Raw genomic sequence first — 12,499 nt, 5'->3', positions numbered from 1 at the left:
TGATACAAATTGGTAAGAAACGATTCCTTAAATTAAATAAGTAGTGAAAAAAAGGGCAATCTCCGTGGAGACTGCTCTTTTTCTGTCTAAAATTTTAGTGTAATGTTGGTGGGTAACCGCTGTGAACAATTGTCATGATGACGAACCATCCAAATACAACAGCACTTAATAAATTGAAAACAACGCTTAATAGGTTCTTTTCTTTAATTGCTTGGAATGTACCAACTACAGCTAAAATCGCTACTAGACCAAAAATAACCATTAATAAGTTCATTAAAAATAGACACTCCTTTCGACATCAGAAAATGAATGTCGCAAACAATATTCCTCCTTAATTGTAAACGTTCTACTTATTTTTGTCGAGAACTAAAATAGCGCAAACTATGAACATTTATCGTCAAATTGTGGCAAAGCCTGTATAATAGAAAGTTGAGGTGATAACTATGATGAACGTACGAAGTTATTCTCTTGGACCGGTCCAAACGAATTGCTATATCGTATCGAATAAAGAAAAAGAATGTATTATATTTGATCCAGGTGAGGAAGCGGAGCGTCTTATTAAAACAATCCGTAGCAATGGTTTAAAACCGTTAGCTATCTTTTTAACGCATGCCCATTTTGACCATATTGGAGCCGTTGATGCTGTGCGTGAAGTGTTTGATGTCCCAGTATGGATTCACGAAAAGGAAGTTAGCTGGCTAGGAGATCCTACTAAGAATGGCTCTAGTAAATATGCTGCATTACCAGATTATCGAGTAGCTGCACCAGCGCAAGACACCATCATCAAAGAAGAACAGCCATTTGAAATTAGTAATTTTGTTTTTCAGGCTGTTTTTACACCAGGACATTCACCTGGTAGTATTTCCTATATTTTTGAGCAAGATGGTTTTGCGATTGTAGGAGATACGTTATTTGAACAAGGTGTCGGACGTACAGATTTATTGGGTGGATCGACAAAAATATTATTGGATTCAATCCATAATAAATTACTGTCATTACCAGAGGATACTATTATCTATCCTGGACACGGTAATTATACGACTGTAGGTGCAGAAATGGAGACAAATCCATTTTTAAATGGATTTTAAAAAGGCCGCATCATATAAAAAAGCGTATCTCAATTGTAGTGAGATACGCGATTTTTTGTATTAATGACCGCCACCAGGTACGTGAATGAATGTTGTATAGTACGTGAAGCCAGCGAAGAATACAGTTAAATATGCTCCGAAAATGTACATGTACATACGTTCTGAAAGGTTTAAGAAGCCTAATAATAAGAATAAACCTGTATTACCTAAGAATAATAGCGATACCTCGTTCATACCACCAAGGTAGAACATAACGGCAAAAATACCTGTCCAGAATGCCATAACTTTATACATATTATCCATGAAGATTTCCCCTCCTTTTGCCCACGACACAATAATCTCTTACTCATTATAAATGATATGAAAGGTGTCTGTAAACTGGAACTTCTCCGATCTTTGTGACAAACAAATGGATTTTTAAACTAGTGATCGATTTCTGTCACGTTTATTTCATATTTACATAAATCACAATTATGTATCATACTTTCAACTTGCACAAGTTCATTATTAGAAAATAGAGCATCTAATTGTCCTTTTAAATAGGATTCATGTAATGAACAAACAATTTCAGAATGTGCTGTCAGTTGCTCCTGGAATGGACAATTAAAAATGGAGAATATCACTTTTTTTCCAAGTTCAGTTTGTTGAATTTGTGGAATATAGCCGATTAATGCGGCATTGTCAGTTAATAACTGAAGCTTTTCATCGAAGGAAAGAGAATTATTTAATGTCATTTCAGCACTGATATAATTTTTCATTTGCTGGTAGCCGTCTTGGTAGCTAATTTCTTGACACTTCGTTAACGCAGATGGTCCGACATCTTGAATTAATTGAATCGTCCATTTTAATAAACGATCTTCGTCACGTCTAGGAAATGTTAGTGATACACCTTTCTCTGAAGCTTTATAAACTCGTCCAGGTCTTCCACCTTTACCTGTTTTTACATAATCAGCAGAAATAATATTGATTTCCGAAAGTTTCGTTAAATGAAGTCTGGCAACGTTTGGATGGATACCAAATTGATCAGCTATATGTTGTACTGTGACTGTTTTTTTCTCTTGCAACATATACTCATAAATAGAGTATCTTGTTTCATCAGCAAGTGTACTCGTAATTTTCAATGGATGGATCATGTGTTTCACCTCTTTAAGTTTTTATAAAAATTATGTTCATCTACCAAGTGTTAGGAAAATAATCATGTTGATTCTATTATATTGTATTATTGAAAAAGATACATTCATTTTGGCATAAATATTAATTTTTTCATGTATTTATGTTCCTTTTTAGTGGAAAATTGCATTTTATCCACACTTTTATAGCAAAAAACATAATTGATAGTAAAATGTATAACAAGTTTTTATTTTCAGAAAAGGGCTTTTCTCGTGCACTTTTCCTCTTTATACTAGGAAATAACGAATAGAGCGGTCATATTCGAATGAACTAGAAGAGAGGTGCATATATGCAGAGTTTTGAAACAGTTGTTGAACAAAGATGTGAGCAACTTTTACTAAAGGCTTATCATTTTGGTGCATCCGATTTATTACTCGTTCCAAGCAATACAACATATCGGATCTATTTTCGAAAATATGATAAGCTTCTTCAAGCTGGCGAGCTTCCGATCGATCTTGCGGAGAGAATGATCTCCTACTATAAATTTCTTGCGGAATTAGATATTAGTGAGCGACGAAAACCTCAAAGTGGCTCCTTTCAAAAAGCGATGGAGCAAAATCCATACGCCTTTCGTGTTTCTACATTACCTTCCGTCTTTTTAAAAGAAAGCTTAATTATCCGTTTACTTCTCCAAAATCATGCATTCCCACTAACTTCCTTAAGTTTTTCCAAAAGTGCAGCACATCAATTAATGGAGCTTGTGCAAAGCCAACAAGGTCTTTTGTTTTTTACGGGGGCAACAGGCTCTGGCAAATCTACTTCACTTTATTCCTTACTTCACTATTGCTCAACAGAATTAAATCGACATGTGATTTCCTTAGAAGATCCTGTAGAAAATAGCCAAGCAAATCTACTTCAGATCCAGGTAAATGAGCGAGCAGGCGTTACATATGCTACGGGATTAAAAGCCATTTTACGCCACTCACCTGATGTGATTATGATTGGTGAAATACGGGATAAAGAAACAGCGAAAATTGCTATTCAAGCGTCTTTAACAGGACATTTAGTTGTCTCCACAATTCATGCAAAAGATTCAATTAGCTGTCTTTATCGATTAATGGACTTAGGTGTGACAATAGAGGAACTTCGCCAAACCGTTATCGGAATTGTGGCGCAAAAACTTTTACAGGTGTCAGCTATACATGATGAACGACGTGCAGTCTTTGAAATTTTACATGATATACATCTAACAAGAGCCATTATGGCTATTAAAGAACAGGGGAACTATGAGCTTCCATATAACCTCACATTAATGGGGCAAAAAGAACTAGTGGAGAGACGTTATGCAGCTACAAACATACATCGATAAATTTATGTTTTATTACAATAGAGCTACAAAATGGAGATTAAGGGAGCAGGCACAATTTTTTAATCGTTTATGTGTGCTATTGCAGGAAGGTTATTTATTACCACAAGCTATTTCAATGCTACTACCTCATCATATTAAGGCCCATGAGGACATTCAGCAGCAAATTGATGAAAAACTTAGGCAAGGAGTAGGTGTTACAGGGATACTTGAAACATTACAGCTTGCTAAACATTATTTAATGTCAGTCACAGTTGCAGAAAATAATGGCCATATGATAGAAGCTTTACAGGGTGTGGCTAAGCAGATAACGGTAAGTGAGAAGACAAAGAAAAAACTAATGAAGCTTCTTGTCTATCCAGTAACACTTATCTTATTTTTACTATTGTTATTTTTTGTGTTTCGAACAATTTTCTTGCCAAATATCGAGAGGATGGTTGTTAGCCGAACGAATGAATCAGGCGAATCAAGTATTGCTTTATCCAACATGTTATTACATGTTCCAGATATCGTCATTCTTACGATAGTCATAATAACAGGTAGCTTATTAATTTTTCACCTCTATCTCAAACGACAGTCCATTGCCTACCAACTATCAATATTATTAAAAATTCCCTTCATTCAATTTTATATCAGGTTAGCTTTGACAAGACAATTTGCTGCTTATTTAGGAAGTTTGCTGCAAAGTGGATTTTCATTACAAGCAAGTCTCCAATTGCTTGAGGATCAACAACTACAACCTTTTCTTCAAATTCTTTCGCAACGTATTAAAGAAAGAGTCATTTTTGGTGAGTCCTTAACACAAGCGGTTATCGTGATGGCTGTTTTCCAGAAGGATTTCCCGGTTTTTGTAGAGCACGGCGAGCAAAGCGGTTATTTAGGAAAAGAATTAGTATTGTACAGTGAATTATTAATGGAAAAACAAGAGCAACTTTTGCAAAAAATACTAGCGTTTGTGCAACCAACCTTCTTTATCCTCATTGCTATATGTATTGTCGCAGCCTATGTCAGTTTATTATTACCAATCTATCATATGATTGAATTAGTTTAGGAGGAAAAAAATGAAACGTATCAATCGGCAAGCTGGTTTCACTTTAATCGAAATGCTAATTGTCTTATTAATCATATCGATCCTTATTCTGATTACTATTCCAAATGTTACAAAGCATTTTGCCACAATAGATAAGAAGGGCTGTGCAGCTTATATCTCTATGGTGCAAGGTCAGGTAGAGGCCTATCGTGTAGATTTTATGGCCTATCCTACATTAGACGATTTAGTTGCAGAAGGTTATTTAAAAGAAAATGAAACGACATGCCCGAATAAAGAGGAAATTAAGATTACAAGTGACGGAGAGGTGCGTCCAGCTAATGCTAGCTTGGAGACTGGGTCTAATAGCTGATGATCGGTAATAAAAATGGTGGTTTTACGCTTCTCGAGATCCTTATTGTCTTATTTCTTATCATGAGTTTAACAGCGATCGTTAGTAAATTTTCATTCAAATTAGCGGAAATGAAGGAATTAGAACGATTTTTTACGCAAATGCAACTCGATATTCAATATATACAGACGTACAGCATGAGCCAACGCCAATATATCGCCTTGAAAATGGAAAGTTCAACGAATCGTTATGTCATTCAAAAAGATTTTTATACGACTTTATATGAACGTCCTTTTCCTAAAGGGGTTGAGTTTTTACCTGCAGAGAGTTCGATTCATACACTTATTTATAATTACAATGGGAACGTTATGTCAGCCGGCACCATTGCCTTTAAAACATCTTGGGGAAAGAAAAAAGTAATCATAACGATAGGGAGAGGGAGAGCTAGGATTGAATGAGTCAGGCTATTCATTTGCGGAAACTATTTTAGCTATGGGTATTTTTACATTACTTTGCACATCATTATTACCCATTACCTATACAATGAAGACAAATCTACTGAATAAAAAACTAGAGGTGATTGCAGCTGAAACTGCCTATGAGGGCATAAAACAATATCAAGCAAAGCAACAAACAGAAGGCACTAGAACGATTGAACAAGTTGATTACCATTGGATATTTGATGGACAGGACGTTTGTGTTCGATTTCAAAATACACGTGAGCTACGTCAAAAATGTATCAACGTCAATGGTGAAGCTCATGGATGACAAGGGCTATACATTATTAGAAGCCATGTTTCAATTAGTTGTTTTTGTGCTAATTTCTCATCTTTTTGTCCTCGTCATATTATGGTTTGCTGAAATGAAATCAACGGTGTTATCGGATGAACAAACAAAATGGGAACTATTTGTCTCTGATTTAAATCATGCTCTACAAGATGTTTCTACATTTTCAGTTCGTGCAGATTACAAAAGAATGACTTTTCAAACAGCAAATACACTGCATCATATTGATTGTTATTCGAATATTATTCGTGAACAAGTAAACGGTGGACATGTTCCTATGCTAATAGGACTCAATCGATGTCAATTTAACTATACAGAAAATATGCTGACAGTAGCTGTCGAAATGGCTAGTGGTGTTCAAAAGGAGCGGAGCTTCTATGTGCCAATTATTGAAAAATGACAGAGGGGCTATTTTTTTGATCGCAATTGCATTATTATTTTTTGTAACTACTTTTGTTCTTGCGTATTGTATGTCTTATGAAATGCAGTTACGAACATATGATGGGCTAGAAAAATTGAATGTTCGAGCTACGATAAATTTATTAGGACAAATTTTGTCAGACAGTGTAGAATCGTAGTTATAAGAAGGTGATTCGAATTGCGAAAAATATATTTAGTTGGGTTTATGGGTAGTGGAAAGAGTGCGTTAGGAAGACGTTTAAGCTATTTATTAAAGATGCCATATTATGATATGGATCATGAGATCGTGCGTCAGCAGGGGATGACAATTCCACAGATTTTTGAAAAATACGGAGAGGCCCGCTTTCGGGAAATAGAAACAGAATTTTTAAAAAATTTCCGAAATGAGGCATGTATTATTTCCACAGGTGGTGGCGTTGCCATAAATGCTGAAAATCGAAAAATTATGAGACGTAGTGGATTAGTATTTTTTCTAGATGCGTCTTTTGAAGATATTTATAAACGAATACAGCATGATCCAAACAGACCCATTGTACAGAGCTCAACAAAGGAAGAATTAGAAAGTCTGTATCATTACAGAAGAAAGTTTTATCGTGATGCAGGACATATCCAAGTACTGACAGAAGGCAGAACGATTCGCCAAATTCTAGAGTATTTAGTATTTCAAGTGAAAAGATTAAAAAACGAACGATAATACAATTTTATTAAAATAATGTTCGTATTTTATTATCTTTTAAAAAATGATTGCCTTTTCAATGCATTTAATGTTAGGATATAGACAAATAAGTAACTAAATGTTCATTGAATACTAAATAGTACCAAGATCTATCTTGGGCGGATGATTGTGCGGGGAGAGCGCGTATAGACGCCACCGAAGGAGCAAGTAGTAATGGCTATGAATCTCTCAGGTAAAAGGACTCGTACAAGACGCAACTCTGGAGAGAGCTGTAGTATAACAATAACAGCCACCAAAGGGGAAAGCCGACTAATTGGCAATGGTAAAAGCATTGCGAGCTAGTCTGGTGTAACTTTCAGGTGCAAGGACAGAGAATCCCGAAAAGGGGTTCGTCTGTCTTTTTTTATGTCTACAAGTATATATGCGAGCAAGAAAGCGCATGGACTGTACTACTACAAAAAGCAGACGAACTACTACTAGTAAAAATGTAATTAACAATAAGGGGGCAAAAAAGAATGGCGAACGAATTAAAACGTACACCTCTATTTGAAGAATATGCGAAGTACGGTGCGAAAACGGTTGACTTCGGTGGATGGGAATTGCCTGTTCAATTCTCTTCTATTAAGGAAGAACATGATGCAGTGCGTCATCGTGCAGGGTTATTTGATGTATCACATATGGGTGAAATTTTAGTCACTGGTCCAGATGCATTAGAATTTTTACAAAATCTTTTGTCAAATGATGTGTCAAAAATAGTGGCGGGCCAAGCACAATACACAGCTATGTGCTATGAAAATGGTGGCGTTGTTGATGATTTATTAACCTATAAATTAGCGGACAATCACTATTTATTATGTGTTAATGCAGCAAATATCGAAAAGGACTATGATTGGATGATGGAAAATCAACATCAATATGATGTGACGATTGATAACCAATCAGATGCCTATGCACAAATTGCACTTCAAGGTCCGTTAGCAGAAGAAGTGCTGCAATCTTTAACTTCAACTGATGTGAGTGCCATTAAATTTTTCCGCTTCCAAGAGGATGTTGAAGTGGCAGGCCATAAAGTATTAGTTTCTCGTAGTGGCTACACAGGTGAAGATGGCTTTGAATTATATGGTGCTCCAGAAGATATTAAAGCACTATGGGGAAAAATTTTAGAGGCAGGTCAGGATAAAGGCGTTGTCCCTGCAGGTCTTGGTTGTCGTGATACACTTCGTTTTGAAGCGGGGCTCCCACTATATGGTCAAGAGCTATCAGCAACAATTTCTCCACTTGAGGCAGGTATTGGCTTTGCTGTGAAATTAAATAAAGAAGACTTTATCGGTCACGAAGCATTAGTAGCACAAAAGGAAAATGGTCTTCCTCGTAAACTGGTAGGAATTGAAATGATCGATAAAGGAATTCCACGCCATGGTTACAAAGTGTTGAAGGATGGTAAGGAAATTGGTGAAGTAACAACGGGCACACAGCTTCCTTCATCTAAACGTAATGTTGGTCACGCGTTAATTGACAGTCAATTCGCAACAATCGGAACTGAGCTAGAAATCGAAATTCGTGGTAAGCACTTAAAGGTAATCACAGTAGAAACACCGTTTTACAAGCGTTCAAAATAATAGTTGAAAAGAGGGACCTACATTTATGAAACATCGTTATTTACCAATGACGGAGCAAGATCAAAAAGAAATGTTAGACGTAATCGGTGTATCCTCAGTAGATGAATTATTCGAGGATATTCCAGAGAAAGTACGTTTTAAAGGCCTTTATGACATTAAGGAAGCAAAATCAGAGTCTGCTTTATTAAAAGAATTAACGGCACTTGCCGCAAAAAATAAGGACACAAATGCTAATGTATCATTTTTAGGTGCAGGCGTTTACAACCACTATAAACCAGTCATCGTGGATCATGTTATTTCTCGTTCAGAGTTCTATACAGCTTATACGCCATATCAACCGGAGATTTCACAAGGTGAGCTACAAGCAATCTTTGAATTCCAAACAATGATTGCTGAGCTAACAGGTATGGATCTCGCTAACTCTTCAATGTATGACGGTGGTACAGCATTAGCAGAGGCAGGTATGCTGGCAGCTGGTCATACACGTCGTAAGAAAATTTTAGTGTCTGAAACAGTGCACCCAGAATATCGTGATGTTGTGGCTACATATGCCTATGGTCAATCGATCGAAATCGTGACAATTCCACAAAAAGATGGCGTGACAGATGTGGATGCATTAAAAGAGATGATTGATGACAACACAGCAGCTGTTATTGCTCAATATCCAAACTTCTTTGGTCAAGTAGAAGATATTCAAGTCATCGGGGATATTGCTCATGAAGCAAAAAGCTTGTTTGTGGTATCTTCTAATCCACTGGCATTAGGCATTTTAACACCTCCTGGTAAACTAGGTGCGGATATTTGTGTAGGGGATGCGCAAGTTTTCGGTATTTCTGAAGCATTCGGTGGACCACACTGTGGTTTCTTTGCCGTAACAACAAAATTAATGCGTAAGGTTCCAGGCCGTCTTGTTGGTGAAACAGTAGATGGTGAAGGTCGTCGTGGTTATGTATTAACATTACAAGCACGTGAACAGCATATCCGTCGTGATAAAGCGACATCTAATATTTGTTCGAACCAAGCTCTTCTTGCACTTGCAGCTTCTGTAGCCATGACAGCTCTAGGTAAACAAGGCATTCGTGAAATGGCAACACAAAATATTGCGAAAACACGTTATGCGAAAAATGCCTTTGAAGCAGCAGGCTTTACAGTAGCATTCCAAGGTGCCCACTTCAACGAAATCGTTGTGAAAACGAATAAATGTGTGAAGGAAATCAATAAAGGCTTAATTGCAAAAGGGATTATCGGTGGATATCCATTAGGTCAAAATTATGACTCTCTTAAAAATCATGTGCTAATAGCAGTTACTGAATTACGCACAAAAGAAGAAATTGATGCACTAGTTGCAGAAATGGGGGCTCTTAATGCATAACGAAAATCAATCACTCATTTTTGAAATTTCAAAAGAAGGTCGTGTTGGCTATAGCTTAGAGGCACTTGATGTACCAGAAGTAGACCTAGCAGATTTATTACCTGCAAACTTAGTTCGTGCTGAAGCGGCAGAATTACCTGAAGTGTCTGAGCTTGATATTATGCGTCATTACACGGCACTTTCTCGGAGAAACCACGGAGTAGACTCTGGCTTCTATCCGCTTGGCTCTTGTACGATGAAATACAATCCGAAAATTAACGAAACAGTTGCACGTCTTTCAGGCTTTGCCAATGTTCACCCATTACAGGATGAATCAACAGCACAAGGTGCAATGGAGCTTCTCTATGATTTACAAACTTCTTTAGTAGAAATTACAGGAATGGATGAAGTGACATTACAACCAGCAGCAGGTGCTCACGGTGAATGGACAGCATTAATGATGATTCGTGCATTCCATGAAGCAAATGGTGAGGGACACCGTAATAAAGTCATTGTTCCTGACTCAGCACATGGTACTAACCCAGCATCGGCAACAGTAGCAGGTTTTGAAACAATTACTGTTAAATCGGATGAGAATGGTCTAGTAGATATTGAAGATCTTCGTAAAGTAGTAGGTTCTGATACAGCTGCTTTAATGCTAACAAACCCGAATACACTTGGTTTATTTGAAGAAAACATTATTGAAATGGCAGAGCTAATTCACTCTGTAGGCGGTAAAGTGTACTATGATGGTGCGAACTTAAATGCCGTAATGAGTAAAGCACGTCCTGGCGACATGGGCTTTGACTGCGTACATTTAAATCTGCACAAAACATTTACAGGTCCACACGGTGGCGGTGGTCCGGGTTCCGGCCCAGTAGGCGTAAAAGCAGACTTAATTCCATTCCTACCAAAACCAGTATTAGTTAGAACTGAAGAAGGCACATATCACTTCGACTACGATCGTCCACAATCAATCGGACGCGTAAAACCTTACTATGGTAACTTTGGTATCAACGTTCGTGCTTATACGTACATTCGTACAATGGGTCCAGATGGCTTAAAAGCTGTTACAGAATATGCAGTCCTAAACGCCAACTACATGATGCGTCGTTTAGAGCCATTCTATGATCTTCCATATAACCGTCACTGTAAACATGAATTTGTGTTATCTGGTCGCCGTCAAAAGAAACAAGGCGTTCGTACATTAGATATCGCAAAACGTCTGTTAGACTTTGGCTACCATCCACCAACAACATACTTCCCATTAAATGTGGAAGAGGCGTTAATGATTGAGCCAACTGAAACAGAATCTAAAGAAACGTTAGATGCATTCTGTGATGTAATGATTCAAATTGCGAAAGAAGCAGAAGAAAATCCATCGATTGTACAAGAAGCACCACATACAACAGTCGTATCTCGTTTAGACGAAACACGCGCTGCTCGTACACCAGTGCTTCGTTATCAAAAGGCATAGTCTACAAAACCGTTCACGTTCATGTGAGCGGTTTTTTTGCACCTTTTAGGGAGGATGACGAGATATAAAGCCGAAGAAAAAAGTGATTGATTACTACTTTACGACTTTTGCGCAGAAACTAATAAAAGGAGAGCAAGGTATTCGATTATTTTGTTTAGATGCAACTTTACAAAGGATAAAAGGGTGAAGTTGTAAATGAAGAAGAAGTACAAATGCTTAAAGAACTATCTTATGTAGATTCATTCTAAAAGACTAATATAACTACATTTTTAATACTTTTTATTCATTTTTCCTATATAGAAGATTATTTTAAAAAACAGCTTTGGGCCTAAGAGCAATTGAACCATTAGTTGTTTTTTTGTAAAAAAATAGGATAATTCCATTATTCACTGAAAAAATATCATAATTATTACTATGTAACATTTTTACTAAACATACTTTAAATTGTTTTTAATGACAATATCTTCTATAGAAAATATTGACATTAATTTTTGGTGTTGTATAGTTACTTTTGTGATACATACTATCATTAGTGATTTTCGTATAAAAAATGCATAAAAATAGAAATTAGAGTTTCTAGTACATAGTTTAGCCTCATATTGATTTCATTGTAAATTTTTTTCTTAAATGTTTATATATTGTTTATATTTATAAAGCTAGAAGTCTAGCGATGGAAGAGGATGGATTCGATTCTATTTACAAAACACAGGTGAGTACGTATATGAAAGAATTTTACGCTTCCAATCAGGTGACTTTAAGCATGAAAATATCGTTCGTTTCTTTAGCAATAATCCAAGCAGTCAAAAAAGTAAATGGCTGAATGATAAAGGTAATGATTACAAAAGGGACAAGTGCTGTTAAAGCCTAACAAGTTTAAACATACAGTTATTCAATTTTTCAGTCGTATGTTTAAGGTTTATCATGTATAAATCTTTTAACATAAATATGAATCGAGCGACTAATTGCTAATATTGGAAAATTAGCTATTTCACGATACGGGTAAGACATCGTGAAAAAGATAGCTGTAGCTAATATGATTTCCTTAGAATGTTAGACGTCATGATTCAACAAATTTTAGGAGGTACGAAAATGGGTTTTGTATTAAAAGTAGAAGGTTCAGAAGCAATTGAATTAGGCTTAGAAAGCATCATGACTGTCGAATATGAGACAGATACACCGAATGATTCTAACGCTCGCTCTACAGATGTTGGAGCCACTTTAAAAGTT

15 protein-coding genes, 2 pseudogenes and 1 riboswitch are annotated in these 12,499 nt (G+C 36.5%); of the genes and pseudogenes, 14 read left to right on the top strand and 3 right to left on the bottom strand.

The features are described from left to right. Nucleotides 1-94: 94 nt before the first annotated feature. Nucleotides 95-274: a DUF2759 domain-containing protein gene (locus RT445_RS20450; protein ID WP_274793731.1), complete on the bottom strand. Its 180-nt coding sequence runs from the start codon at nucleotides 272-274 to the stop codon at nucleotides 95-97. A gap of 169 nt (nucleotides 275-443) precedes the next feature. On the opposite strand from RT445_RS20450, the gene RT445_RS20445 reads away from it, so the two are divergent. Then, nucleotides 444-1,088 carry an MBL fold metallo-hydrolase gene (locus tag RT445_RS20445; protein WP_274793730.1) on the top strand — a complete coding sequence of 215 codons (645 nt, stop codon included), beginning with the start codon at nucleotides 444-446 and terminating at the stop codon, nucleotides 1,086-1,088. Between the two features lie 60 nt (nucleotides 1,089-1,148). On the opposite strand, the gene RT445_RS20440 is transcribed toward RT445_RS20445, so the two are convergent. Both RT445_RS20440 and RT445_RS20435 read right to left on the bottom strand, forming a co-directional pair. Continuing rightward, nucleotides 1,149-1,391 (bottom strand): DUF2626 family protein, encoded by a 243-nt coding sequence (locus RT445_RS20440; protein ID WP_004231035.1) that lies wholly within the window; start codon nucleotides 1,389-1,391, stop codon nucleotides 1,149-1,151. A 119-nt stretch (nucleotides 1,392-1,510) separates the two neighbouring features. After that, nucleotides 1,511-2,221 (bottom strand): helix-turn-helix transcriptional regulator, encoded by a 711-nt coding sequence (locus tag RT445_RS20435; RefSeq protein ID WP_312506840.1) that lies wholly within the window; start codon nucleotides 2,219-2,221, stop codon nucleotides 1,511-1,513. A 326-nt stretch (nucleotides 2,222-2,547) separates the two neighbouring features. On the opposite strand from RT445_RS20435, the gene comGA reads away from it, so the two are divergent. The 13 genes and pseudogenes from comGA to RT445_RS20375 all read left to right on the top strand — a co-directional run. Beyond that, the gene (comGA, locus tag RT445_RS20430) at nucleotides 2,548-3,567 is read left to right on the top strand and encodes a competence type IV pilus ATPase ComGA (RefSeq protein ID WP_274793727.1); all 1,020 of its coding nucleotides are present in this window, start codon (nucleotides 2,548-2,550) and stop codon (nucleotides 3,565-3,567) included. After that, nucleotides 3,542-4,615 carry a competence type IV pilus assembly protein ComGB gene (gene comGB / locus RT445_RS20425; protein WP_274793726.1) on the top strand — a complete coding sequence of 358 codons (1,074 nt, stop codon included), beginning with the start codon at nucleotides 3,542-3,544 and terminating at the stop codon, nucleotides 4,613-4,615. The genes comGA and comGB overlap by 26 nt, the downstream gene beginning before the upstream one ends. 10 nt (nucleotides 4,616-4,625) lie before the next feature. Further along, nucleotides 4,626-4,964, top strand: a complete 339-nt coding sequence (gene comGC / locus RT445_RS20420) for a competence type IV pilus major pilin ComGC (protein ID WP_274793725.1) — start codon at nucleotides 4,626-4,628, stop codon at nucleotides 4,962-4,964. Next, a complete protein-coding gene (comGD, locus tag RT445_RS20415; protein ID WP_274793724.1) occupies nucleotides 4,964-5,401 on the top strand; it encodes a competence type IV pilus minor pilin ComGD in 438 nt (145 codons plus the stop codon). The genes comGC and comGD overlap by 1 nt, the downstream gene beginning before the upstream one ends. Next, the gene (locus RT445_RS20410; protein WP_274793723.1) at nucleotides 5,394-5,711 is read left to right on the top strand and encodes a hypothetical protein; all 318 of its coding nucleotides are present in this window, start codon (nucleotides 5,394-5,396) and stop codon (nucleotides 5,709-5,711) included. The genes comGD and RT445_RS20410 overlap by 8 nt, the downstream gene beginning before the upstream one ends. Continuing rightward, nucleotides 5,704-6,129 (top strand): competence type IV pilus minor pilin ComGF, encoded by a 426-nt coding sequence (gene comGF, locus RT445_RS20405; protein ID WP_274793722.1) that lies wholly within the window; start codon nucleotides 5,704-5,706, stop codon nucleotides 6,127-6,129. The genes RT445_RS20410 and comGF overlap by 8 nt, the downstream gene beginning before the upstream one ends. Before the next feature lie 16 nt (nucleotides 6,130-6,145). Continuing rightward, entirely contained in the window at nucleotides 6,146-6,307 is a 162-nt protein-coding gene (locus RT445_RS20400; protein WP_274793721.1) for a hypothetical protein, read from the top strand. Nucleotides 6,308-6,327: 20 nt separating this feature from the next. Further along, nucleotides 6,328-6,843 carry a shikimate kinase gene (locus RT445_RS20395; RefSeq protein WP_274793720.1) on the top strand — a complete coding sequence of 172 codons (516 nt, stop codon included), beginning with the start codon at nucleotides 6,328-6,330 and terminating at the stop codon, nucleotides 6,841-6,843. Nucleotides 6,844-6,987: 144 nt separating this feature from the next. After that, nucleotides 6,988-7,079, top strand: a riboswitch (glycine riboswitch). Nucleotides 7,080-7,340: 261 nt separating this feature from the next. Continuing rightward, the gene (gene gcvT / locus RT445_RS20390) at nucleotides 7,341-8,444 is read left to right on the top strand and encodes a glycine cleavage system aminomethyltransferase GcvT (RefSeq protein WP_274793719.1); all 1,104 of its coding nucleotides are present in this window, start codon (nucleotides 7,341-7,343) and stop codon (nucleotides 8,442-8,444) included. 25 nt (nucleotides 8,445-8,469) lie between these two features. Continuing rightward, nucleotides 8,470-9,816 (top strand): aminomethyl-transferring glycine dehydrogenase subunit GcvPA, encoded by a 1,347-nt coding sequence (gene gcvPA, locus RT445_RS20385; protein WP_274793718.1) that lies wholly within the window; start codon nucleotides 8,470-8,472, stop codon nucleotides 9,814-9,816. Further along, the gene (gene gcvPB, locus RT445_RS20380) at nucleotides 9,809-11,272 is read left to right on the top strand and encodes an aminomethyl-transferring glycine dehydrogenase subunit GcvPB (protein WP_274793717.1); all 1,464 of its coding nucleotides are present in this window, start codon (nucleotides 9,809-9,811) and stop codon (nucleotides 11,270-11,272) included. The genes gcvPA and gcvPB overlap by 8 nt, the downstream gene beginning before the upstream one ends. Nucleotides 11,273-11,912: 640 nt before the next feature. Then, nucleotides 11,913-12,106 (top strand): annotated as a pseudogene (locus RT445_RS23725) (hypothetical protein); the annotation flags it as partial. A 255-nt stretch (nucleotides 12,107-12,361) separates the two neighbouring features. Then, nucleotides 12,362-12,499, top strand: a pseudogene (locus RT445_RS20375) (membrane-associated protease 1); the annotation flags it as partial.

The organism is Lysinibacillus sp. (assembly GCF_032093475.1).
Lineage (GTDB): Bacteria > Bacillota > Bacilli > Bacillales_A > Planococcaceae > Lysinibacillus > Lysinibacillus irui.
Note: the sequence above shows the minus strand (reverse complement) of the source record. Positions and strands in the feature narration are given on the sequence as shown.